The 20,655-nt window shown below is 71.4% G+C and carries 21 protein-coding genes and 1 pseudogene; 10 read left to right on the forward strand and 12 right to left on the reverse strand.

Annotated features, from left to right (window positions below; genetic code table 11):
- Position 1: 1 nt before the first annotated feature.
- The 7 genes from ACWA15_RS06245 to ACWA15_RS06275 form a co-directional block, all read right to left on the reverse strand.
- Entirely contained in the window at positions 2 to 679 is a 678-nt protein-coding gene (locus tag ACWA15_RS06245) for a lambda exonuclease family protein (RefSeq protein WP_464058588.1), read from the reverse strand.
- The gene (locus tag ACWA15_RS06250) at positions 676 to 1,899 is read right to left on the reverse strand and encodes a hypothetical protein (RefSeq protein ID WP_464058590.1); all 1,224 of its coding nucleotides are present in this window, start codon (positions 1,897 to 1,899) and stop codon (positions 676 to 678) included. The genes ACWA15_RS06245 and ACWA15_RS06250 overlap by 4 nt, the downstream gene beginning before the upstream one ends.
- 255 nt (positions 1,900 to 2,154) lie before the next feature.
- Positions 2,155 to 2,370 carry a hypothetical protein gene (locus tag ACWA15_RS06255; RefSeq protein ID WP_464058592.1) on the reverse strand — a complete coding sequence of 72 codons (216 nt, stop codon included), beginning with the start codon at positions 2,368 to 2,370 and terminating at the stop codon, positions 2,155 to 2,157.
- 157 nt (positions 2,371 to 2,527) lie between these two features.
- A complete protein-coding gene (locus ACWA15_RS06260; protein ID WP_464058594.1) occupies positions 2,528 to 2,758 on the reverse strand; it encodes a hypothetical protein in 231 nt (76 codons plus the stop codon).
- Entirely contained in the window at positions 2,755 to 3,495 is a 741-nt protein-coding gene (locus ACWA15_RS06265) for a phage antirepressor KilAC domain-containing protein (protein WP_464058596.1), read from the reverse strand. The genes ACWA15_RS06260 and ACWA15_RS06265 overlap by 4 nt, the downstream gene beginning before the upstream one ends.
- Positions 3,492 to 3,728 (reverse strand): hypothetical protein, encoded by a 237-nt coding sequence (locus ACWA15_RS06270; RefSeq protein WP_464058598.1) that lies wholly within the window; start codon positions 3,726 to 3,728, stop codon positions 3,492 to 3,494. The genes ACWA15_RS06265 and ACWA15_RS06270 overlap by 4 nt, the downstream gene beginning before the upstream one ends.
- A gap of 107 nt (positions 3,729 to 3,835) precedes the next feature.
- Positions 3,836 to 4,081, reverse strand: a complete 246-nt coding sequence (locus ACWA15_RS06275; RefSeq protein WP_464058600.1) for a helix-turn-helix domain-containing protein — start codon at positions 4,079 to 4,081, stop codon at positions 3,836 to 3,838.
- 102 nt (positions 4,082 to 4,183) lie between these two features.
- On the opposite strand from ACWA15_RS06275, the gene ACWA15_RS06280 reads away from it, so the two are divergent.
- From ACWA15_RS06280 to ACWA15_RS06290, 3 genes are read left to right on the forward strand one after another with little or no spacing between them, the layout of a single operon-like run.
- Positions 4,184 to 4,669, forward strand: coding sequence for a helix-turn-helix transcriptional regulator (locus ACWA15_RS06280; RefSeq protein ID WP_464058602.1), 486 nt, complete (start codon positions 4,184 to 4,186; stop codon positions 4,667 to 4,669).
- Between the two features lie 2 nt (positions 4,670 to 4,671).
- Positions 4,672 to 5,076 (forward strand): ImmA/IrrE family metallo-endopeptidase, encoded by a 405-nt coding sequence (locus ACWA15_RS06285; protein WP_464058604.1) that lies wholly within the window; start codon positions 4,672 to 4,674, stop codon positions 5,074 to 5,076.
- A gap of 39 nt (positions 5,077 to 5,115) precedes the next feature.
- Positions 5,116 to 5,610 (forward strand): hypothetical protein, encoded by a 495-nt coding sequence (locus ACWA15_RS06290; RefSeq protein WP_464058606.1) that lies wholly within the window; start codon positions 5,116 to 5,118, stop codon positions 5,608 to 5,610.
- Positions 5,611 to 5,669: 59 nt separating this feature from the next.
- On the opposite strand, the gene ACWA15_RS06295 is transcribed toward ACWA15_RS06290, so the two are convergent.
- Positions 5,670 to 6,830 carry a tyrosine-type recombinase/integrase gene (locus ACWA15_RS06295; protein ID WP_464058608.1) on the reverse strand — a complete coding sequence of 387 codons (1,161 nt, stop codon included), beginning with the start codon at positions 6,828 to 6,830 and terminating at the stop codon, positions 5,670 to 5,672.
- A gap of 358 nt (positions 6,831 to 7,188) precedes the next feature.
- On the opposite strand from ACWA15_RS06295, the gene ACWA15_RS06300 reads away from it, so the two are divergent.
- From ACWA15_RS06300 to ACWA15_RS06315, 4 genes are all read left to right on the forward strand, one after another.
- Positions 7,189 to 7,389, forward strand: coding sequence for a hypothetical protein (locus ACWA15_RS06300; RefSeq protein WP_464058610.1), 201 nt, complete (start codon positions 7,189 to 7,191; stop codon positions 7,387 to 7,389).
- A gap of 103 nt (positions 7,390 to 7,492) precedes the next feature.
- Positions 7,493 to 8,335 carry an ABC transporter ATP-binding protein gene (locus ACWA15_RS06305; RefSeq protein WP_464058612.1) on the forward strand — a complete coding sequence of 281 codons (843 nt, stop codon included), beginning with the start codon at positions 7,493 to 7,495 and terminating at the stop codon, positions 8,333 to 8,335.
- A gap of 137 nt (positions 8,336 to 8,472) precedes the next feature.
- Positions 8,473 to 9,468 (forward strand): ABC transporter substrate-binding protein, encoded by a 996-nt coding sequence (locus tag ACWA15_RS06310; protein WP_464058614.1) that lies wholly within the window; start codon positions 8,473 to 8,475, stop codon positions 9,466 to 9,468.
- Positions 9,469 to 9,548: 80 nt separating this feature from the next.
- Entirely contained in the window at positions 9,549 to 11,624 is a 2,076-nt protein-coding gene (locus ACWA15_RS06315; RefSeq protein WP_464059428.1) for an iron ABC transporter permease, read from the forward strand.
- 19 nt (positions 11,625 to 11,643) lie between these two features.
- On the opposite strand, the gene ACWA15_RS06320 is transcribed toward ACWA15_RS06315, so the two are convergent.
- The gene (locus tag ACWA15_RS06320; protein WP_464058616.1) at positions 11,644 to 13,821 is read right to left on the reverse strand and encodes an Ig-like domain repeat protein; all 2,178 of its coding nucleotides are present in this window, start codon (positions 13,819 to 13,821) and stop codon (positions 11,644 to 11,646) included.
- Positions 13,822 to 13,979: 158 nt separating this feature from the next.
- On the opposite strand from ACWA15_RS06320, the gene ACWA15_RS06325 reads away from it, so the two are divergent.
- Positions 13,980 to 15,020 (forward strand): lysylphosphatidylglycerol synthase transmembrane domain-containing protein, encoded by a 1,041-nt coding sequence (locus tag ACWA15_RS06325; RefSeq protein ID WP_464058618.1) that lies wholly within the window; start codon positions 13,980 to 13,982, stop codon positions 15,018 to 15,020.
- A 24-nt stretch (positions 15,021 to 15,044) separates the two neighbouring features.
- Here the strand turns inward: ACWA15_RS06325 and ACWA15_RS06330 are convergent, their stop codons facing one another.
- Positions 15,045 to 16,073, reverse strand: a complete 1,029-nt coding sequence (locus ACWA15_RS06330) for a DUF4031 domain-containing protein (RefSeq protein ID WP_464058620.1) — start codon at positions 16,071 to 16,073, stop codon at positions 15,045 to 15,047.
- Positions 16,074 to 16,493: an RNA-binding S4 domain-containing protein gene (locus ACWA15_RS06335; protein WP_464058622.1), complete on the reverse strand. Its 420-nt coding sequence runs from the start codon at positions 16,491 to 16,493 to the stop codon at positions 16,074 to 16,076.
- A 125-nt stretch (positions 16,494 to 16,618) separates the two neighbouring features.
- Between ACWA15_RS06335 and ACWA15_RS06340 the strand changes: the two genes are divergently transcribed.
- Positions 16,619 to 18,607 (forward strand): ATP-binding protein, encoded by a 1,989-nt coding sequence (locus ACWA15_RS06340; RefSeq protein ID WP_464058624.1) that lies wholly within the window; start codon positions 16,619 to 16,621, stop codon positions 18,605 to 18,607.
- A gap of 606 nt (positions 18,608 to 19,213) precedes the next feature.
- On the opposite strand, the pseudogene ACWA15_RS06345 reads toward ACWA15_RS06340, so the two are convergent.
- Positions 19,214 to 20,272, reverse strand: a pseudogene (locus ACWA15_RS06345) (DUF222 domain-containing protein); the annotation flags it as partial.
- An 86-nt stretch (positions 20,273 to 20,358) separates the two neighbouring features.
- Here ACWA15_RS06345 and ACWA15_RS06350 point away from each other — a divergent pair.
- On the forward strand, positions 20,359 to 20,508 hold the full coding sequence (locus ACWA15_RS06350; RefSeq protein WP_464058625.1) for a hypothetical protein: 150 nt from the start codon (positions 20,359 to 20,361) through the stop codon (positions 20,506 to 20,508).
- Positions 20,509 to 20,655: the final 147 nt, after the last annotated feature.

A 20,655-nucleotide genomic window follows, 5' to 3' on the forward strand; every position in this document is an offset into this window, starting at 1 on the left:
CTCAGATCACCATCTCTTCGTAGTCGGGTGCGCGCTCGGTCTGGGGCAGCCCCTCGACCGCCTTGAGGTAGGCGTCAACCATCTCCTCGGCGGCCTTCTCGAACGCGGTCGCCGCGGCGACGATCGCCTTAGCCCACCGCTCATCTGGGGCCACGCGCTGCGCCCACATCGGCATCCCACCTGAGTAGGAGATGTAGTCGCACCACTTCCGCCCGGACACGAGTAGCCCGCACTGGATCTGGGCCATGTTCTCGAGTGGCACCTCGTCGGCGAGGATCGTCGCCAGGTGCTTCTTCTGCCGGCGGGACTTGACCTCGATGAGCCCGTCGTTGCCGACCATGCCGTCAGGGGAGTAGCCGAGCGTCCACCCCGGCTCCGTGCGGACCAGGAAGCCCATCTCCGTGGCTGGCCCCCAGTGCTCGCCGTAGAGATCCCGGGCGAGAGGCTCGTCGTCGTGGCCGCGCTGCATGTCGTCCGAGAGGAACGTCGGCTCCGTGTAGCCCGTGATGCGCTCGGCCACGAGCGACAGCACGAGCGCGCGGGACTTGTCATTCGCCGCGACCTTGAATGTCGACGGCGTGATCAACTGCCCGACGACCGACGCCGTGATGATCCCGCGCCGAGCCGCCAGCCACTCGTCCGACCCCTGCTCGAGGTCCTTGTGCTCGACGAGACTCACGCCGCGACCTCGCCGTCTTCGATCACGAGGGCGCCCTCGTCCGCGTCGCCGACGCGCTCAATCCACACCTGGTAGTCGTTCGCCGCGGCCATCTCGGCGATGATCGCGAGACCGTCCGCGTCGAGGAGCGAGCCGTCGCGGATGTGCACGACGCGCAGCTTCGGGTTGATGCTCATGGCCATGGCGAGGGACACGCGGATCTGCTCGGCGCTGCTGGCCTGCGAGAACGGCACACCCTGGAACGTCACGCCGGTCTCGTCGAAGCCGAGACCCGGGACCGGGAATGCGGCCTTGGCGAGACCATCCGCCTTCTCCTTGTCGAGGGCTGCGAGCGCTGCAGTCTTCGCGTCGTAGGCAGCGCGGGTCGCCACGACGTCCGCCGCGACCTTGGCCCGGTCGACCTTCGCGCGCACCGCGGAGTTGACCTCGTCCACGGACGCGAGCCGCTGCTCGATCTCCGCTACGTCCGGGCGCTCGGGCAGGGACGCGATGGTCGCGGTGGCGTCCTTCTCCTGGGCGACAAGGAGGTTCAGCGCTGCCTGGGCGAGGTAGAGCCGCTCCTGCGCGGACTCGCGCGAGGTCTGGATGCTCGCGGCCCGGGAGTGTGCCGCCTCGATGCGCTGCACGGTCTCGCTGGCGGCGCGCAGTTCGTCGAGGATGGCCGTGGCCGACGCCTCCACGTCGGGGGCGTCGATCTCGGGCAGCCCGTCGAGGTGGCCCTTGAGCGACGTCGAGCGGCGGCCGATGTCGGTCCGCTCGTCGAAGATCGTCGCGCGGCGCCGGTCGAGGTCCGCCGGGTCGAAGGGGAGGTCGACGAGAGCGAGGAGCGCGTCGCGCTGGGCCTTGGCCGGCATCCGCGTGAACTCGAGCGGGTCGAATGCCAGCTTGCCGACGAGCGCGTCGAGGACGCCCTGCGGCCCGGAGAACTTCGCACCCTCCGCGGACGCCACGGTCAGGGCCGTCTTGTCGCCGGTCCACGTCCGCGTGACGACGAGCGTGCCGAGGTGCAGCACAACCTTCGCGGTCGTCTCGCCGTCCCGGATCGGGCGCGTCGTTGCCTTGGCCGCGGGGCCGCCGCCGAGCGCCAGCCAGATTGCGTCGAGGACGGACGACTTGCCCTGTGCGTTCCGGCCGCCGACGATCTGCACTGTGCCGTCCGGGGTGATCTCGATGGCCTTGATGCGCTTCACGTTCTCAGCGACGAGGTTGATGATCTTCATAGTCCTGTTCCTTCTGTCCAGATGGATGCGAGCGCGGGCCCGCCAATGAGAAAGGCGCCCACGAGGAGCGCCAAGATGATGAAGCGGATGGTCCGGACCGTGACTCTCACGGCCGACCGGACGTCGTAGTAGACGGGCGGGTGCGGTCTCAACAGGGCACCTCGAGCGGTTCGCCGTCCCAGAGGTCAGCGACGACCTCGGCCTCCGCGACGTCGAGACGCTGCTCCCACCGTGCGCACTGCTCAGCGGTCGGCATCACGTCGCCAGCTCCGTCGCGTCCCACGCGTCCATCCACGCGGACGCTTCCGGGGGGAGCCGAACGATCCCCGGTGACCGCAGCAAGGCCGCCAGCGCCCGACCGGCCTCGTGCTCAGCCGCGAGCGCCCGGTCGTGCTCGTCGATCTGCCGCTGACGGGCCCGGGACTCCTCGAGGTTGTGCGCAGCGTTCGCCACGGCGGTGTCCTCGTCCACTAAGCCACCTCAAGACGGCGGGCGAGCGACGGGACCTTGACGCCATGGCAGGCCGCGTTGAGGTTCGCCGCCTCACGCTCGTCAGTCAGAACAGACGGGGCCGGCGACGCTGCGTGACGACCCTCGGGAGGGGTCGAGGTGGGGTGGATCATGAGGGCTACCTGCGCTTTCGGGCTTGGGAGGCGGGGGTGCGGGCGAGTGCGCCCTGGTGGACGGCCGTGCGGTCGCGGTAGAGCTCGACGCAGTGGTCGTCGAACTTCGTGAGGCGCCCGACCTTGTGGTGCGGGAGGGACTTGACGTTGCGGCGCACGTAGTCCAGCGAGACGTCGATCTGGCCTGCGAACCACGCGCTGTCGTGGAACTGCAAGCTCACGGACGGGTCACTCATGCGGCGGCCCTCGCGTACCGGTTGACGAAGTACGTCTGGCCCTTGCCGGTGACCTTCGGGGTCTTGGATACGGTCACGTGGCCATCGGAGTGCGTCACCGCGGTCTCCTTGAGGCGGAACAGGCCGAGTTCCATCGAGCGCTGTGTCGGCATGTTCCAGTCCGTGCCTTGGCGGCGGATCAGGTAGCCGTCGTTGCGCAGCCACTCGAACAGGCGGTTCGCTCCGACTTGCACGTCGTTGCCGCGGAGGATCTTCGCGAGGTCGCCGACGAGGATGTCGGTCTGTGAGGTCGCGACCGCGTCGGCGAACAGCACCTTGGGGGCGTCCGCGGCGACCTTCGCCTCGAGGGTCGCTCGGTTCTCGTGCTCAGCCGCGAGCGCCCGGAGCGCAGACGGGAAGTCGGTCGGCATGGAGTACCCACCGGTGCGGCGCACCTGGGGGAGCAGCTCGTGCGTTACCCACCGCTTGAACGCTCGGGCGCCGTCGACCTGCGAGCCGAGGATCGCGGCGTACAGACCCGGCTCAGTGATGACAGCCAGACGCTGGATACCACCAGGGGTCTCCACTGAGCGGAGACCCTTCTCGTCATCGTCGAGTCGGCGAGTGAGGTGGGTGGCATCGCCGTACCCGAGGATTCGGGAGAGGTCGGTGGCGACGAACCATGCGTCGCCGTGCTCGTCAGTCACGACACGGACGCTGTGTCCGTGGAAGCCGTAGGAGGTGAGGTCCGTGCTCATGCTGCTGCTCCATCCATGACGTTGGCGACAGCTTCGTCGCCGGTCGGGTCCTTGTAGTCGAGGACCGAGCGGAGCAGGTCGTCGGGGTCGACGTTCTGCATGCGCTCGGCGCGGAGGTGGATCTTCGAGGCGAGGTTCTTGACCTGCCGTGGGGTCTTCTCGATGCCGCGCTCATCGCAGAAGGCGACGATGCGGCGCTTCCACCCGGTGAGGGTGATGTCGTCTGTGGGCATGGCGGTACTCCGTGGTGTCTGCGCCGGCGCCGAGGCACTGGTCGGAAGAGGGTGTGACGGTGCATCCGGACGGCGTGATGCCGGACGGCTGCGGGGGGGTGGGGGGGTTAGGCGGCGTGCGCCGCGGTCTGTTCGTGCGGCTGGGGCTCTTCGGTTGCCTGCAGGTGCTGGGCGATGATCGCGCTGACGCGACCGATCCAGACCGGCGACGCTTCCTTAGTTCCGTTCTCGACCTTCGAGAGGTAGGAGGCAGAGACCGCAGCTTGGCTGGCGACGTCTTCGAGCGTCAGCCCGGCGAGGCCCCGAAGCGCCCGGAGACTGGCTCCTGGTCCGTGTGCTGTGGGTTGCTTCATGGGTAAGACACTAGCCACTCTTGCCCATGGAGAGCAAGGGCCATTGGGAACCTTCACCCTCTCTCTTGCCCTTCATGGGAAAGAACCGCTACAGTAAGTCACATGACCACGCGCCCCGATGGGAATGAATCAGAATCCGCCCCCCGCTGGACTGAGCAGGAGCGGAAGCGCTTCGCGGCCATGATCGAGCCCGCGCGCAAGGCGGCCGGACTCTCACAGGAAGACGTGGCTGACATGTCGGGCGTCACGCGCCGGACGGTTGGCAGCGCCGAACGTGGCGACAAGATCCCTCAGGCGTCAGTGCTCAAGCGGCTGATGGTTGCCGTCGACCTCTACGACGACAGCTTGGACACGTACTCGATCAGCACGCGGCGATGGCTTGCAACGCTCGGTCCGATGATCGAGAGCATCCCGGAGCGTCCGCGCGACATCGTGCTTGAGGAGGTCGTGACTCACCTGGCGGCAGAGGTCGCGCGCTACGCATCTCGACCCGACCTGACCGCTGTGTCACAGGACGATGTCACACTCGCGGCGTACGACGACGACGACCTACTGGACGAGCTTGAAGGCCACGAGGAGATGCCCTGAACATGGATGACCTGCTGGCTCACGTGCACGCGATGGGGCTGCACGTGAAGTTCGACAAGCTTGGCCGGCGGCACGGTGAGATCCACTCAAGCGGGCTCATCATCATCAACGAAGAGCGTTCGGTGAAGGCGATGCGCATCACCCTGGCGCACGAGGCGGGGCACGCCTACCACGGGCACGACTGGACCGTCGCGCGGCATGGCGTCCTCCGTGACGAGCGCCAGGCAAAGACGTTCGCGGCGCGGCTCCTGGTGAGCCCAGGGGCCTACCGCGACGCCGAGCGTGAAGTCGGGACGGACGCCCGTCACCTGGCTCGCCACCTCGACGTCACCGCCGAGCTCATCGAACTGTGGCGGGAGTCGTGGCAGCAGGAGATAGCCGCACGGTCCCACCTGCGGCTCGCCTGAGCCGCTACGATCTGGGCAACATCAACCTCAGGGGAGCCCGTGAAGATCCGACTCATCGCACCAACCATCGTCCTCATGCTGCTCGCCGCCGGATGCTCGGCCGGCGAAGGCGACGGCACGGCGAGCCCATCGGCGAGCGCAACCATGGCGCCGACCACAGACCCGGCCGCCGAGCAGTCCACGAAGGCGAAGGTGGAGGCTGATGCGAAGGCCTCCGAGGCCGCGAAGGTCGCAGCGGAGGAAGCCGAGAACGCGAAACTGCTCGCGTCGATCGCGGCCGCAGATGCGAAGAAGGCGGCCGAGGCGAAGGACAAGGCCGACGACGCAGCTGTTGTCGCGGCGCTTGACCTATCCACGGACGCCGGCCTCTGCGCCGCCGACGCGGAGCTGACCAACCTTGAGGTGAACGACGCGCTCGCGCCACTGCTCGGCTTCTCAGCCGACCGAGACCTGCGCACCTTCGAGCAGGACGAAGCGATCCGGGCACACAAGAACGAGGCCTTCACCCGGGCCTGTCCAGCGCGCGCCTCCTGACCCGCAACACAGAACAGCCCCCGACCTCGGCGAGGTCGGGGGCTGTCGTTGTTCCGAGGTCAGGACTCGATCTGGGGGAGTGCGAAGGTCATGGCCGACGAGAGCGCCCGGCCGGCGGCGAGGAGCTGCTCGGGCTCGAGGTGTGAGTACCGGTCGATGGTCGTCTGGATGGACTCGTGGCCGAGGTGACGCTGGATGACGGGGAGCGAGACGCCGGCCTTGAGCATCCATGACGCGCAGGTGTGGCGCATGTCGTGGATTCGGGGCTTCTTGCCGAGCACAGGCTTGTCGTCGACCTCCTTGTTCGCGGCGCGCACCGCGGGCTGCCACACGCCCTCATGGAACCTCGACCCGGTCCAGGGGTTGCCGGCGGAGTTCGTGAAGATGAACGCGTCTGGGCGCAGCCCTTCGACGGCGTCGCGCAGGACGTCGACGGCCTGGTGGGGGAGGGCGATGGTGCGCCGGGACCGCTGGGTCTTCGGCGGGCCGAGCTCGGCCTTCTTCTCGCGGCCCTCGACGTACTTCCACGAGCGGGACACGCTGAGCGTCCCGGCGTCGAGGTCAACATCACGGGGTTGCAGCGCGGTGATCTCGCCCCAGCGCAGGCCGGTGGCGGGCATGAGGGACACGAACGGCTGGGCGTCGACGCGCACGTGGGAGAGGAAGAGGGCGAACTCTGAGCCGGTGAGGAAGGTCATCTCCTGCCGCTCGGTCTTCGGCAGGCGCGTCCCGTCGCACGGGTTCGCGGCGGCGTGGCCGTCCCGGATCGCGGCCTTCATGGCGCCGGACAGGAAGCCGTGCCGATTGCTGATCGTCTTCCCGCTCAGGCCCTCGTCGGACATGGCGTTGACCCACTTCGCGACGAGCGCCGGGGTGATCTTGTCGACAGGCCGGGCGCCGAGCGCGCCGAGGTGCTTCTCAGTATGGAGGGCGTAGCGGGTGCGGGTGCCCTTGGTGATGCCGGTGCGGGTCTCGATGTACGTCGCGCACCAGTCGCGCAGTCGCGGGGTCCGGGCGGTCGGGTCTTCGGTGTCCTTGAGGATCTCGAGGGCCTCACGCCAGCCGAGGTCATCGACGAGCCCCTTGAACTCCCGGGCGGACCTGTCGGTCCCGAAGGACTCGGAGCGTTCGGTATCGTCGTCGTCGCGGTAGCGGACCTGCCACACGACTTGCCCTGCGGTCTTCTTTCCGGTGAGCGTTCTGCGCCTGATGGACGCCATGACATCTCCCTTGGTTCCGTGGACGCCGTCCACATCGAGGTTCAATGAGGCCCCAATTCACCTACATACAGGGCGCATACAGAGGGCGGCGCGAAATTGCTCTAAGCGTTGGTATTTCAACGATTCTAGCAGTTGTGCATGCGGTATTCGATTCCCCGCACCTCCACCAGATCACCTGTGACAGTCACGAATGGCCGCCCTCTCACGAGGGCGGCCATTCGTCGTTTCTCGGGGAGTCGTGCGGATCACCCCGCAAGCCACCGCGCGAACCGTGCGAACTGGACATGATTCTCTGGGTCCGCATAGGCTCGCCCTGGCGACTCCCACGGTCGCGAACCCCACCGAAGGGCGTGCACCCGTGATCGATCTCGGAGCCCAGAACGCGTTCTACGACTACGCGTGGCTCGTGCTCGTCGTGACGATGGTCGCCCTCATCGCTGTGCTCGTGCGCAGGTGGCGCGCAGGGCGCCGGGCGGGGTTCTGCGCCCCGCGGAGTCGGGGCGGTGACGTGAGGGCTCGGGATGGTGCCGCGAGAGCAGGGCGTGACCCGCTCGGCTGACGCCCCGGGCCGACGCTCACTGTGACGCACGCGACAGTCGTCTGCCGCCGCGGACCGAGTGTAGGACTTCACGCATTGTGTGTGTGAGGTTAGCCTTACCAACATGAGTCGAACCTTGCCTGCTACGGGCGCCGCCGATCCAGCGCTCTCGGGGTCGGACCTGCACCTCGCGTACGAGAAGACGACCGTCGTGCACGGCGCGTCCCTCACGCTCCACCGCGGCCAGGTGACCGCGCTCATCGGCCCGAACGGCAGCGGGAAGTCGACGCTGCTGAGGTCCCTCGCGCGGCTGCACCGCCCGACGTCGGGCACGGTGAGCCTCCCCGGCGCAGCGGACGCGCTCGCCCTGCGCCCCAAGGACTTCGCCCGCCAAGTCACCCTTCTGTCCCAGAGCCGCCCCACGCCCGACGGCGTGACCGTGCGCGACATCGTCGGCTACGGCCGCCACCCCTACCGCGGACGCTACCGACGCACCGACGCGGACGGACCACGCGCCGTCGCGCACGCGATGGACGTGACCGGGGTGACGGAGATGGCCGACCGCGGCGTCGACGAGCTCTCGGGCGGTGAGCTCCAGCGGGTCTGGCTCGCGACGTGCCTGGCCCAGGACACCGGCGTGCTCCTGCTCGACGAGCCCACCACCTACCTCGACCTGCGATACCAGGTCGAGATCCTCGACCTCATGCGCGACCTCGCCGACGACCACGGCGTCGCCGTCGGGGTGGTGCTGCACGACCTCAACCAGGCGGCGGCCGTCGCCGACCGGGTCGTGCTGCTGCGCAAGGGCGCCGTCCATGCCAGCGGGACCGCGGCCGAGGTGATGACCGCGCACTCCCTGAGCGAGACGTACGGCCTGCGCATCGACGTGTCCGTCGACCCGTTCACCGGGTTCGTGCGGACCGAACCCGTCGGCCGGCACACCGTGCGCAGACCCGTCCTCGTCTGAGCCGAGCGGGCGCGCCGGGTCGCCCGCGCAGCGCCCGCCCTGCGCAACGCCCGCCCCGAACTTTCCTGACCGCACACCCGTGCACCCACCCGCTCCGTCGCCGCGCGCACCGGAGCCGACCACCGAAGGACACCCCCATGCGACCGTCCCACCTGCTGAGCCTGCCCGCGGCTCTGCTCGCCGCGGCCCTCACCCTGTCCGCCTGCGGCACGACCGAGACACCCGCCGAGGCCACGGCGCCGGCCGCCCCGGTCGCCAGCGGCCCGGTCACCTACACCGACGAGCGCGGGGAGCACACCCTCGACGCGCCTGCCACCGCCGTCGTCTCCCTCGAGTGGGGCCTCACCGAGAACCTGCTCGCCCTCGACGCCACGATCGTCGGCCAGGCCGACGTCACCGGCTACAACACCTGGAACCTGTCGATGCCGATCGACGCGTCCACCCCCGACGTCGGGACCCGCGGAGAGGCGAGCCTCGACGCGATCTCCGCCCTCGACCCGGACCTCATCGCGGTGACCACGGACACCGCCGACACGGTGATCGACCAGCTCGAGGAGATCGCCCCCGTCCTCGTGCTGCGCGGCTCGGACGGCGCCGACCCGATCGGGTACATGCGCAGCACCGTCGAGACGCTTGCCGACGCGACCGGGACCCAGGAGAAGGGCGAGGAGATCCTTGCCTCCTTCGACGCCAAGGTCGTGGACGGCCAGGCGGCCCTCGCCGCCGCCGGGGTCGAAGGGGCACCGTTCACCATGGCCGACGGCTGGATCGCCAACGGCACCGTCTCGGTGCGCATGTACACCTCCGGTTCGTTCTTCGGCGCGATCGGCGACGAGCTCGGCCTGACCAACGCGTGGACCGGTGAGGGCGACCCGGACTACGGCCTGTCCACGACCGACGTCGAGGGCCTCACCGCACTGACCGCGACCGAGGGCCTGCACTTCCTCTACGCCGCGAGCGGCTCCGAGGACGACCCCTTCGCCGACGGCCTCGCCGGCAACGCGATCTGGGAGCAGCTGCCCTTCGTCGCCGCCGGTGACGTGCACCGCGTGCCCGACGGCATCTGGATGTTCGGCGGTCCGGCCTCGGCCGAGGCCTACGTCGACGCGGTCGTCGCCGCACTGACCGCGTGAGCACCGCGCAGGGGCGGGCCGACGAGCGAGCCGACCGGCTCACCACCCCGGGACCGCTCGGCGACCTGGCTCCGTCGCCGATGTCGCCGACGTCGCCGACGTCGACCCGGGGACGTCGCCCGCTCCTGCGCACCACGTGGGTGTTCGCCCTCACCGGCGCGCTCGCCCTCGTCCTCGCCGCCGTCCACGTCACCCAGGGCACGGCCGACGTCGGCCTCGGGGACATCGTCGCCGCGCTCACCGGGCGCGACGACGCCTCGACCACGGTCGCCGTCCTGGCCGCCTCCCGGCTGCCGCGCCTGCTCGCCGGGATCCTCGTGGGTCTCGCGCTCGGCGCCGCCGGCGCCGCGCTGCAGTCCGTGGCCCGCAACCCGCTCGCCTCACCCGACACCCTCGCGGTCAACGCCGGCGGGTACCTCGCCGTGGTGACCGTCGCGGTCGTCGGGATCTCCCTGCCCTTCTACGTCTCCGGGCTGCTCGCCTTCCTCGGCGGGATGGCCGCCTCGGGCCTGGTCCTCGTGCTCGCCCGCGGGGGAGCGGCCGGACCGACCCGGCTCATCCTCGCCGGCGCCGCGACGACGCTTGCGCTGAGCGCGGCGACGAGCGTGCTGCTCGTCCTCTTCCAGCAGGAGACCCTCGGGCTCTTCGCCTGGGGCAGCGGCTCGATCGTGCAGTCCGGCACCCGCAGCGTCACCCTCGCCGCCCCGGTCGTGCTCGCCGGGATGCTCGGCCTCGCGCTGCTGGCCCGCCGGCTCGACCTGCTCGCCCTGGGCGACGACGCCGCGCACGTCCTCGGCATCGACGTGCGCCGGACCCGCTCCCTCGCCGTCGTGGTCGCGGTGGTGCTGTCCGCGGCGGCCGTGACGATCGCCGGCCCGATCGGGTTCGTCGGTCTGTGCGCCCCCGTGCTCGCCCGGCTCCTCGCCCGCACCGTGCCGGGGATGAGCCGGCACGCCACCCTCATCCCGCTCGCCGCCCTGGTCGGGGTCGTCGTCGTGCTCGGAGCCGACGTCCTGCTGCGGATCGTGCTGCCGGGTACCTACGGCGTCGCGGTCCCGACCGGGATCATCACGACCGTCTTCGGGGCGGTGACCCTCATCGCGCTCGCCCGGAGGCTGCGCGACTCCGGTCCGGCCGCCCATGGCTCCGCGGCGCACGTGCGTGCCCGCTCCGGTCGCCGCGCCGCGCTCGTGGCCGGGATCCTCGCCGTCGGGCTGGTCCTCGTCGCGATCGCCGCGGTGCTGCTCGGCGACCGGATGCTGCTGCTCGGGGACGTGGCGAACTGGCTCGGCGGACAGTCCGGGCGCCAGGTGTCCTTCGTCCTCGACCAGCGTCTGCCGCGGGTGCTCGCCGCTCTGCTCGCCGGAGCTGCCCTCGGGCTCGCCGGGACCATGGTCCAGGCCGTGTGCCGCAACCCGCTCGCCGAGCCGAGCCTGCTCGGGGTGACGGCCGGGGCCGGCCTCGGCGCGGTGAGCGTGATCCTCTTCGTCCCGGGCGCCTCGGTGTGGCTGCTCTCCGCCGCCGCGACGCTCGGCGCCGTGGTGACCTTCCTCATCGTCTACCTGCTGTCCTACCGGGGCGGGCTGAGCTCGGACCGGCTGGTGCTCATGGGTGTGGGGATGAGCGCGGGGGCGGCCGCGCTGACCACGCTGGTCATTGTCGTGGCGCAGCCGTGGAACATGAACCTCGCCCTGACCTGGCTGTCCGGGTCGACCTACGGACGGACGATGTCCCACATCGTGCCGGTGACGATCGTGCTCGCGCTGGTGACGCCGCTCGCGGTGTCCCGCCGGCGCGAGATGGACATCCTCGCCCTCGACGAGGACACCCCTCGCACCCTGGGCGTCGAGGTCGAGCGCTCTCGCCGGCTCCTGCTCGGCGGGTCCGTGCTCATCACCGCGGCCGCCGTCTGCGCGGTCGGGGTGGTCGGCTTCGTCGGGCTCGTCGCCCCGCACGCGGCGCGGGCGCTCGTCGGTGCGCGCAACGGGCGGGTGATCCCCGTCGCGATGCTGCTCGGCGCGCTCCTGGTGAGCGTGGCGGACACGATCGGACGGACCGCGATCGCCCCGGCGCAGATCCCCGCCGGCCTCATGACGGCTCTCATCGGCGCGCCGTACTTCGTCTGGCTGCTGTGGCGCCAGCGCGCCGGTCGCTGACCGACGCGCCGGCCACCGATCAGCTCACGCGACGTCGCGCTGCCGCGACCGCACCGGTTCCCAGGAGCACCAGGAGAGCGCCCAGGGCGACCAGCGGGGCCGGTTCGCTGCCTGTTGCGGCCAGACCTGAGGCGAGCGCCCGGGGCGCGGTGGCGACCGGTGCGGAGGTGGCCCCCGACTGAGTGACCGGCAGCGCAGCCGTGACGGCGGAGCCGGTGACCGTGAACGGGAGGCTCGTCGTGCGGCCCGAGGTCTGGCCGACGGCGACGATCGTGTGCGCGCCGGCGTCGACCGCGGGGACGGTGAAGGTGAGCGTCCCCGATCCGGTCGCGTCGACCCGGACGGTGCCGAGGTAGACGGGGTCGGAGTGCAGCGTGAGCACCACCTCTTCACCCGGCAGGAAGCCCGAGATCGACGTGGTCGACGTCGACCCGGCTGCGCCCACGGCGCTGGGCGCCGAGGCGACGGGGACACGGGCGGCCACGACGAGGTCGACCGGGGCGGACACCGACCCTGCGACGTCGGTGACGCCGGCGTACACGGCGGTCAGGGTGGTGGTCCCGGCGGGTGGGGCGGCGAAGGTCACGGTCGCACGGCCGTCCAGGAGGGTGGCGGTCGCGAGCTCGGTTCCGGTCGCGTCGACGACGGAGACCGTCCCGGTGGCAGCGGGTCCTGCCGCTGCCGCGACGGCGATCTCGCCGGTCACGGTGCTGCCCTCGACGGTGGACGGGGTCGTGAGCGTCAGGGTGGTCGTCGAGATGCTGGCCGTGGTGGTGAGGGCCCCGCTGGCGGTCAGAGCGATGCCTGCGGGGGCGCTGACCGACGCGGTGAAGTCCAGGGTCCCGACCGGGGTGCCCGGGACCGACAGCTCGGCGAGGCCGGAAGCCTGGAGAGGGGTGACCCCGAGGTTGTCGCCGACCGGTCCGGTGAAGGTGATGGACCCGGCCACGGCACGTCCGTCGGAGCGGACGAGGCTGGCGCGCAGCAGGCCCTGAGCCCCGGCGGAGGTGGTGGTCGTCGCGGCGGAGAGCGTCACGTCGGTGATCTCGGCGATGGTGCCCGACGTCGCGCTGGGCACGTAGAGGGTGCCTCCGGCCCGAGGATCGAGGATCCCGCCGTTGGCCATCGTGCCGACGGTCAGTGTGGTCACCGGGGTGGTGGCAGACACGGTGGGCGGGATGACCGTCACCTGGGACGCCTGGCTCGGAGCAGCGTAGACGAGCGTGACGACGAAGGTGGTCCCGTCCGGGCGCACACTGATCGAAGACGGCATCGACCAGGGGTCGGCTCCGGCCGGCAGCGGCGCGAGCGCCTCGGTCCGGTCCGTCGTGACTGCCAGAGACGTGGGATCGATGGTCAGCCACTCGAGGGTGCGTGACACCTGGTCGCTGAGGATCACCTGCCCGGTCCGGGCGTCGACGCCGACGCCGACGACGTCCCGCGACGGCAGGAGCGGGACGACGCCCAGCACCACCGCGGGGTCTGTGGCGGTGTCGACGACAGTGAGTGTGTCGGACTCCATGCCGACGACGTAGAGGCGGTTGCGGGGGGCGTCGATCGCCATGGCGCCGGTGCTCGCCTGAGGAACGCTGATCGACTGCACGACCGCGAGGCGATCTGTTCCGGTGGAGGCTCCCACCACAGAGACCACGCCTGAATAGGAGTGCAGCGCATAGACGCGGCCGTCGGTCCCCACGCCGAGCTGCTGGGTGTTGCCCGACAGGCCGCTGGTGATGACGGGTGGCGTTGTGTCGGCCGAGTACGTCTGGGCGGGGTCGATGACCGAGATCCCCCCGCCGATGGTGTTGTGCGAGACGTAGACCGTCCCGTCCAGCGGGGAGACCGCCGTGTCGTTGGCCGCATACCCGCCACCCAGGGGGATGAGCGAGGCGGTGCCGGTGGAGAGGTCGATCTGGGCCACCTGCTGGGTGCCCTTCCAGACCGCGTCCGCGAGGTAGAGCCGGTTGCGCGCGGGATCGATCGATCCCGTCTGCAGGCCGCGGACGCTGACCTGGGACCGGACGTCGATCGTCGAGGCCACGACGGTGGCCGTGGACGAGGCGGGTGCCACCAGAGCCGGGGCAGCAGTAGCCGGACCGGCGAGGAGGGCGAGCGGCAGCATGACGGCTGAGGCGACGAGGACGGCGCCCCCGGCCCGGGCGGTGGTCGGGGAGAGCCGACGGTGGTGCACCAGCATGAAGTCCTCTGTCTCGGGGTCGGGTATCGGAAGTCATGAGCACCATATGCGTCCCCACCAGGGGTGATACAGAGCAATCGCTACGTAGTTTCCGGGGCTGAGCGGCGTACGGGGAGGGCCCGGGGGCAGTCCCAGAGCGACCGGCCTACGATCGCAGGGTGGCTGACGACGCCGACGTCCCCGCGAGCGAGCCCGATGCTGAGCCCGACGCCGAACTGCAGGCCGCGCCCGGGACCCCCGAGGCGCCGGGGCGGACCTGGGCCAAAGGGTGGCTGACCCGGCGCCGGATCATCCAGGCTGTCCTCGTGCTCGGGCTCGCCTACGTGGCCATCCCGCTGGTCAGCGAGCTGCCGGACGTCCTGGGCGCGCTCCGAGCCGCGCGGCCGGCGTGGTTGGTCGTCGCCGCGGTCGCGACCACCGGCGGGTTCGTCAGCGTCGCGGTGGCGCTGCGGGCCTGCGCAGGCATCCCGATCCCGTACCGGGACGGCGTCCAGATGCAGGTCGCCTCGACGTTCACGGGGACGTCGACCCCCGCCTCGGTCGGGTCGTTGGCACTCGCGGTGCAGTTCCTCATCGCCCACGGGCTGCCGACGAGCGTCGCGGCGGCAGTCGTCGGACTGCAGAACCTCATCCAGGCGCTCGTGCACGTCGTCTTCCTCGTCGTGCTCGCCCTGGTCGGCGGCCGGAGCGTCGATGTGCTCAAAGACGCACCCAGCGGCTGGACCGTGCTGGTGATCCTGGGCGTCACGCTCGCGGTCGTGGGGGTCGCGCTCGGGGTCCGCCGGATCCGGGCTGCGCTCTCGGAGCTGTGGCGCCACCGCGGGCGCCCCGGGGCCGAGCACTTCGCCGCCCTGATCCGCTCCCCGCGCCGGTTGACGTCGTCGGTCCTCGGTGCGGCGGGCGGCACCCTCTCCTCCGCCGTGACGCTGTGGGCGGTGCTCGTAGCCGTGGGCGCCGGGAGCCGCCCGGTGACGGCAGCCTTCGCGACGATGGTGGGGGCGACGTTCGCCTCGGCGGCCCCGACGCCGGGGGGCATCGGGGCGGTCGAGGCCGCTCTGGTCGCCAGCTTGACGGCGCTGGGCATCAATCCCGGGACGGCGCTCGCGGCGACGTTCGGCTACCGGATCGTCGCGACCTGGATCCCCACCTGCGTGGGCTGGTACTTCTACAACTCGTTGCAGCGCCGGGGCAAGATCTGAGCCGCCGGGTCAGGAGCTCGGCTCCTACCCCACCAGCCCGGCCAGCTCCGCCCGCAGGTTCTCCCGCGCGGTCTCCTCCCAGCGTGCTGCTCCGACCGGGGTCCGGAACAGCGGGACCGTCGCCAGCAGCCGCTCCAGGACGGCCGCCCGGCCGGCCGCGAAGGCGGCGTCGGGTACGTGGGCGTACTCGGTGCGCACCTGGGAGACGTAGCGGGCGTAGCGGTCCGGCGCGCTCGCCAGGATCGCCAGGTCGGCGTCGCAGACCAGGGCGCCGGCGGCGTCGCCTGCGGCGGGGGAGTGGTCCACGGTGACCAGCACGAGCCGGACGACCTCGGCGACCTCGGTCGCGGTGAGCGGCTCACCCGCCGCGGCCTGTCCGCCAACAGGCGCCGCGGCCTGTCCGCCAGCTGGCTTCGCGGCCGGGCCGCCAACAGGCACCGCGGACTGTCCGCCAGCCGGGTCAGCGGTCTGTCCGCCGACGGGCTCCGCAGCCCGCCCCACGAGCGGGCCGAGCAGATCACCGGCGAGAGCCGCGGACGCTGCCTCGTCGGCGCCGGCCACGCCGTCATGGACCGCGTCGTGGAACCACAGCGCGAGGTGCACCGCGCGGGGTGCGCCGGGCTCGAGGACGGCCAGGGAGTCGAGCACGTGGGTGAGGTGGGCGGTGCCGTGGTAAGCGCGGTGCGGCTCGGACCAGCGGGTGAGCAGGTCCTCCCCGACCCCCGCGGCGCCGGGGACGCCCGCCAGCAGCGCCGTCCACCTCGCCAGCAGCGCCGCGCGCTTGGCCGCCACCCGGTCCCGTCCGCGCACCCGCAGGCCCGACGCCGCGAGCCGGGTGAGCAGGTCGCGTCCCGAGGTGGGCACGGCTCCGGCCGCGACGAGGTCAGCCACCCGCGCGGCGGGGACGTCGTAGTGGTCGAGGTCGAAGGCGCGCCGCGCCAGACCACAGTCTGCGGCGAAGGCGTGCAGCTCGGCGAGGGAGGAGTCGGAGACGAGATGGGACCACGTGGTCCCGTGCCCGGGCCAGAGCGGGGAGTCGATGTAGAGCGTCACTCAGGGGTGCTCTCGCCCGCGCAGAGCGTCGATCTCGCGGCGTTCACGCTTGGTCGGGCGGCCTGCACCGCGGTCGCGGGCACCGGCGAGGGGCGTGTCGAGCCGCGTCGGCGGGGGCGGGGAGTTGTCGATGATGCACTCGGGCACCAGGGCGGCTCCGACCCGCTTGGTGATGGCCTTCTTCACCACCACGATCCGTTCCAGACCTTCCCCGCGCACGTGCACCTCGTCGCCGACCTTGACCGGGGTGGCCGGCTTGGCGCGCTCGTCGTTGACCTTGACGTGCCCGGCGCGGCAGGCCGCGGCGGCCTGGGACCGGGTGCGGAACAGGCGCACCGCCCAGGCCCAGCTGTCCACCCGGGCGCGGGCGCCGGCGTCGGGCAGGGGTGGCGGGACGGGCCGGTCTCCTGCGGTGGGCACGGTGGGGCTCCTGACTGTGCGGGTGTCTGGATCATACAAGCGCCGCGGGCGCGCGAGGTTGTAGCCTGCCAGCACTTGTAGCCTGTGCCCAGCATGACATCCGAGCATGTCCCCTCGTCCCTCTCGTGCACCTGCCGTCCTCGAAGGAGCAGTCCATCAACGCCGTCCCGGGCCCCGTCTCACCGTTCAGCGCTCTGCTGCTCGCCCTGGCCGCGGCCGTCGCGCGGCGCGGGGACGGCGCGCAGATCAGCGGCGCGCAGGCCGCCCTGGAGGTGCTCGACGCCGAGCACGCCACCGGCGCCTTCCTCGTCCTGGCCGACCCGATCGACGCGCTGGCCGGCAGGTTCGGCCTGGCCGAGGCCGATCGTCGGCTGCTCACGATCGCGCTGCTGCCCGAGCTGCACCCGGCCGGGCACCTGCTGCTCGGTCTGCTCTCCGGCGACGAGGGGGCGGCGCGCCCGAGCGTGGCCGTGGCGCTCGAGCTCGCTGGTCTCTCACCGGTGTCCGCGCAGGGTCGCCGGCTGCTGGCCGCGTCCGCGCCGCTGCGCCGGCACGGGCTGCTCTCCGTGCTCGGGGACGACGTCTTCCTGGCCCGGCGGCTCCAGCTCAGTGAGCGGGTCGTCGCCGCGCTGATCGGCGACGACTCCCCGCCGGCGCGGCTGCTGCCGCTGTTCGGGGAGGTCATGCCGGTCCCGGTGGAAGGCACGACGACGGTCGCGGGCGCCCTCGAGCGCGGCGCCGGCCTCGTGTGGGTCACCGCCGGGCCGGGGACGGCCGGCACCGCGCTGGCGGCCGCGGCCTGCGAGCAGCTCGAGGTCATGTGCCTGCTCGCGGACCTGCGGCGGGTGCCCCACCTCGGCGGGCCAGGGGAGGGCGGGCCCGGGGGCACCGGGCTGAGCCAGGCCGAGGTCCGGGGCCTGGTCGCCGACCTCGTCCTCGAGGCGGCCCTGGACGGCTGCGTGCTCATCCTGGCCGGGGCCGAGCTCGCCGCCGGGGCGATGGACCTCCTCACCGGCGCGGTGATGCCGGTGATCGCGGTGGCCTCGACGGACTGGGACACGTCCTGGGCACGAGTCATCCCGGTCGCGGTGACGGCGCCGCGGCTGACCCCCACCGAGCGCGGGGAGCTGTGGTGGGTCGCCCTCGGCGGGCAGGTGCCCCAAGACGCGGTGACCGGGCTGCGCCTGACCCCGGAGCAGATCGCCGCCGTCGGACGGCTCTCCCTGCGCACCGCGGAGCAGGCCGGGACCGAGGTGACGGCCGCGATCGTGCAGGACGCCGCGCGCCGGCTGGGACGCGGCGGGACCAAGAGCGCGGCCGGCCGCCGCGGCTCGGCGGTCCTCGACGACCTCGTGCTGCCCGAGCGCACCCGGGACGAGGTGAGCCGGCTGATCGGGTGGGCGAAGCACCGCGACGACGTCTTCGCCCTGGGAGACCTGCAGGGCAAGGGGGGCAAGGGGACCGGGATCGCCGCGCTGTTCTCGGGCAGCCCGGGCACCGGCAAGACGCTCGCCGCGCACGTGGTCGCGGACGCCCTCGGGATGGACCTCTTCCAGGTCGACCTGTCCTCGGTCGTGGACAAGTACATCGGGGAGACGGAGAAGAACCTGGAGAAGGTGTTCGCCGAGGCGGAGTCGCTCAACTGCGTGCTGTTCTTCGACGAGGCGGACTCGCTGTTCGGGTCGCGGTCGGCGGTGAGCGACTCCAAGGACCGGTACGCCAACCAGGAAGTGGCCTACCTGCTGCAGCGGATGGAGTCCTTCGACGGGATCACCGTGCTCGCCACGAACCTGCGGGGCAACCTCGACCAGGCCTTCGCCCGCCGGCTGCACTTCATGATCCACTTCCCCGATCCCGACGCCGCGACCCGGGCGAGCCTGTGGGAGCACCACCTCGCCCAGCTGCCCGCCCTCGACCCCGGTGACCCGGTCGACATCGCCGTGCTGGCCGACAACCTCGAGGTGGCCGGTGGAGACATCCGCAACATCGTGCTGTCCGCCGCGTACGAGGCGGTCGCCCAGGAACGGCTCGTGGGGATGGGGGACCTGCACTTCGCCGTGGTGCGGGAGTTCACCAAGCTCGGCCGGCGGGTCCCGGCGAAGGCGTTCGAGTAGCTCCTGCAGGGTGATGCAGCCCTGCCAGAAGGGCGGGATGTCCGGGAACCTGGCCGGTGTCGCAGGCGCCTCGGGCGCCACGGGCGCTCTCGACGTGGCGTTCTCGGCTGTGCCGTCTGTATCCGGATCGGCGCGATGGTCGGCGTTGTGGCAGGTCTCTTGGTTGGCACCGGGTGGGTTCGGTGGTGGGACGGCGCCGTGGTGTGCGCCGCGTTCGTGGTGGGCGTCGGTGGTGGTGTAGGTGCGGCCGGAGGGCGCGGTCCAGTGCACGCTCGCGCCGAGGGGGCCGGTCGGTCGTGGGGGTCCGCCGGTTCCGGATCCGCCTGACCAGGGTCTACCAGCTCCAAATCCGCCTGACCCGGGTTCGCCGGGTGGGGTGGTGATGATCTGGGCGTTCCATCGGGTGCGGTGTCGCATGCGGTGGTGTGTGCGGCAGAGGTGGATGAGGTTGGTCTGGTCGGTTGTTCCGCCGTGGGCCCAGTTGGTGACGTGGTCGATGTCGCAGCGGGTGGCTCTGCGTGCGCAGCCGGGGAAGCGGCAGTGTTCGTCTCTGAGGCGGAGCCAGGCTTTGAGGTCGGCGGGGATGGTGTAGCGGTCGCGGTCGACGCCGAGGATGGCTCCGGTGTGGGGGTGGGTGAGGATGCGTAGGAAGGACGGGGCCCGCCCGCAGAGGTCTCGGGCGGTGTCGGGGTCGATGGGTCCGTAGCCTTCGAGCTCGGCGGGTGCGTCTGCGCCCAGGAGCGTCAGGACCGGGACGGTGACGGCGACGGTGGGGCGGATGCCGCGCATCGAGGTGCGCAGGCGCCGGCGATCCTCCGCGGAGCCAGGACCGTCCCCGTCAGCCCCGTCAGCCCCGTCAGTCCCGTGATCTGGTTCGCTGGTGCTGTCGTTGTGCCCGGTGCCCTCCGCGCCAGCCGGGTTGCTCAGGGCGTGGGTGAAGGCGTCGTGGGCGTCGTCGTCGAGCATGACGGCGGTCAGGGTGTCGGCGCGCAGCTGGGGCAGGGTGCGTCCGTCGTCGGGGTGCTGCAGGGACGCGGCGACGTCGGAGACCCTGTTGAAGATGGCGTGGGCTTGGGTGGCGGGCAAGAACGCGTGCAGCCACGCCATGCCGTCGACGTCGGGTTCGATCAGGACGGTGCGCCCGGTCGTTGCCGTCTCGTGGCGTACGACCAGGGGTACGGGGTCCAGGCGGTCGCGTTCGCGGGTGGCGGCCCGCTTGAAGACCGAGACGGTGAGGAGTTTGGCGCGGGGGATGAGGGTCTTCTCCGCTCGTGCCCGGGTGTGGGGGTCGAGGCCGGCGATGTGGTTGATCATCACCTGGGTGTGGCGGTAGGTGATCGACCCTTCAGCCAGTGCGGTGGCGGTGGCGGGGAGGTCGGTGGCTAGGACGTGGGCGTCGTCGAGCAGGTGCGCGGCGGTGGTGTGGGGCAGGTGCAGGGCGCAGGCCAGCTCTGCGGTGACCTCGCCCAGGTCGAGGTCTGGGTCGCCGGGGTCAAGGGTCAGTTCACTCGGGTCCAGGGAGGAGGTGCGCAGCTCCTCGATGAGCGCCGACCGCATGGCCGTCATGGAGTTGATCATCTGATCGGCGGTGACGATGGCGGCGAGCAGTTCCGCCTTGACGGTTCCACCGGGCCCGTCGTCTTCGGAGATCAGGTTCTCAACCATGATTCGAACCTACATCTGGCCACTGACATTCCCGGGCGAGACCACCGATACCACCCGCTGAGGACGCAGGTGCCAACGGTGCAGCAGTGCGCGCACAACCCGCCGTCGCGCACGCCGTCGCACCCGCCGTCGCGCACGCCGTCGCACCCGCCGTCGCGCACACCGACCCGCCCGCCGGACCCGCCCAGCGGGGCCCGCGATCGCCGTCGACCATCCCGTTCCTGCTCATGTCCTGACTCTACGGATGGCCACTGACATTCCAGGGCGATCACAGCCATACAGGTGTGACCAGGGCCGATGTCTCACACCTGCTCTCCACCGGAGATGTAGACCCCGCATCGCTTCTCCCAGTGGCTCCACCCGCGGAGCACGTACTGCCACGG

Source organism: Sanguibacter sp. TS_SC_8 (assembly GCF_055361235.1).

Excerpts from the sequence above, each read along its gene's own strand:
- ACWA15_RS06315 (WP_464059428.1), top strand. The coding sequence starts at position 9,549 with ATGTCGCCGACGTCGCCGACGTCGACCCGGGGACGTCGCCCGCTCCTG.
- ACWA15_RS06310 (WP_464058614.1), top strand. The coding sequence starts at position 8,473 with ATGCGACCGTCCCACCTGCTGAGCCTGCCCGCGGCTCTGCTCGCCGCG.
- ACWA15_RS06275 (WP_464058600.1), bottom strand. The coding sequence starts at position 4,081 with ATGAAGCAACCCACAGCACACGGACCAGGAGCCAGTCTCCGGGCGCTT.
- ACWA15_RS06250 (WP_464058590.1), bottom strand. The coding sequence starts at position 1,899 with ATGAAGATCATCAACCTCGTCGCTGAGAACGTGAAGCGCATCAAGGCC.
- ACWA15_RS06305 (WP_464058612.1), top strand. The coding sequence starts at position 7,493 with ATGAGTCGAACCTTGCCTGCTACGGGCGCCGCCGATCCAGCGCTCTCG.
- ACWA15_RS06320 (WP_464058616.1), bottom strand. The coding sequence starts at position 13,821 with ATGCTGGTGCACCACCGTCGGCTCTCCCCGACCACCGCCCGGGCCGGG.
- ACWA15_RS06270 (WP_464058598.1), bottom strand. The coding sequence starts at position 3,728 with ATGCCCACAGACGACATCACCCTCACCGGGTGGAAGCGCCGCATCGTC.
- ACWA15_RS06285 (WP_464058604.1), top strand. The coding sequence starts at position 4,672 with ATGGATGACCTGCTGGCTCACGTGCACGCGATGGGGCTGCACGTGAAG.
- ACWA15_RS06280 (WP_464058602.1), top strand. The coding sequence starts at position 4,184 with ATGACCACGCGCCCCGATGGGAATGAATCAGAATCCGCCCCCCGCTGG.
- ACWA15_RS06295 (WP_464058608.1), bottom strand. The coding sequence starts at position 6,830 with ATGGCGTCCATCAGGCGCAGAACGCTCACCGGAAAGAAGACCGCAGGG.
- ACWA15_RS06260 (WP_464058594.1), bottom strand. The coding sequence starts at position 2,758 with ATGAGTGACCCGTCCGTGAGCTTGCAGTTCCACGACAGCGCGTGGTTC.
- ACWA15_RS06265 (WP_464058596.1), bottom strand. The coding sequence starts at position 3,495 with ATGAGCACGGACCTCACCTCCTACGGCTTCCACGGACACAGCGTCCGT.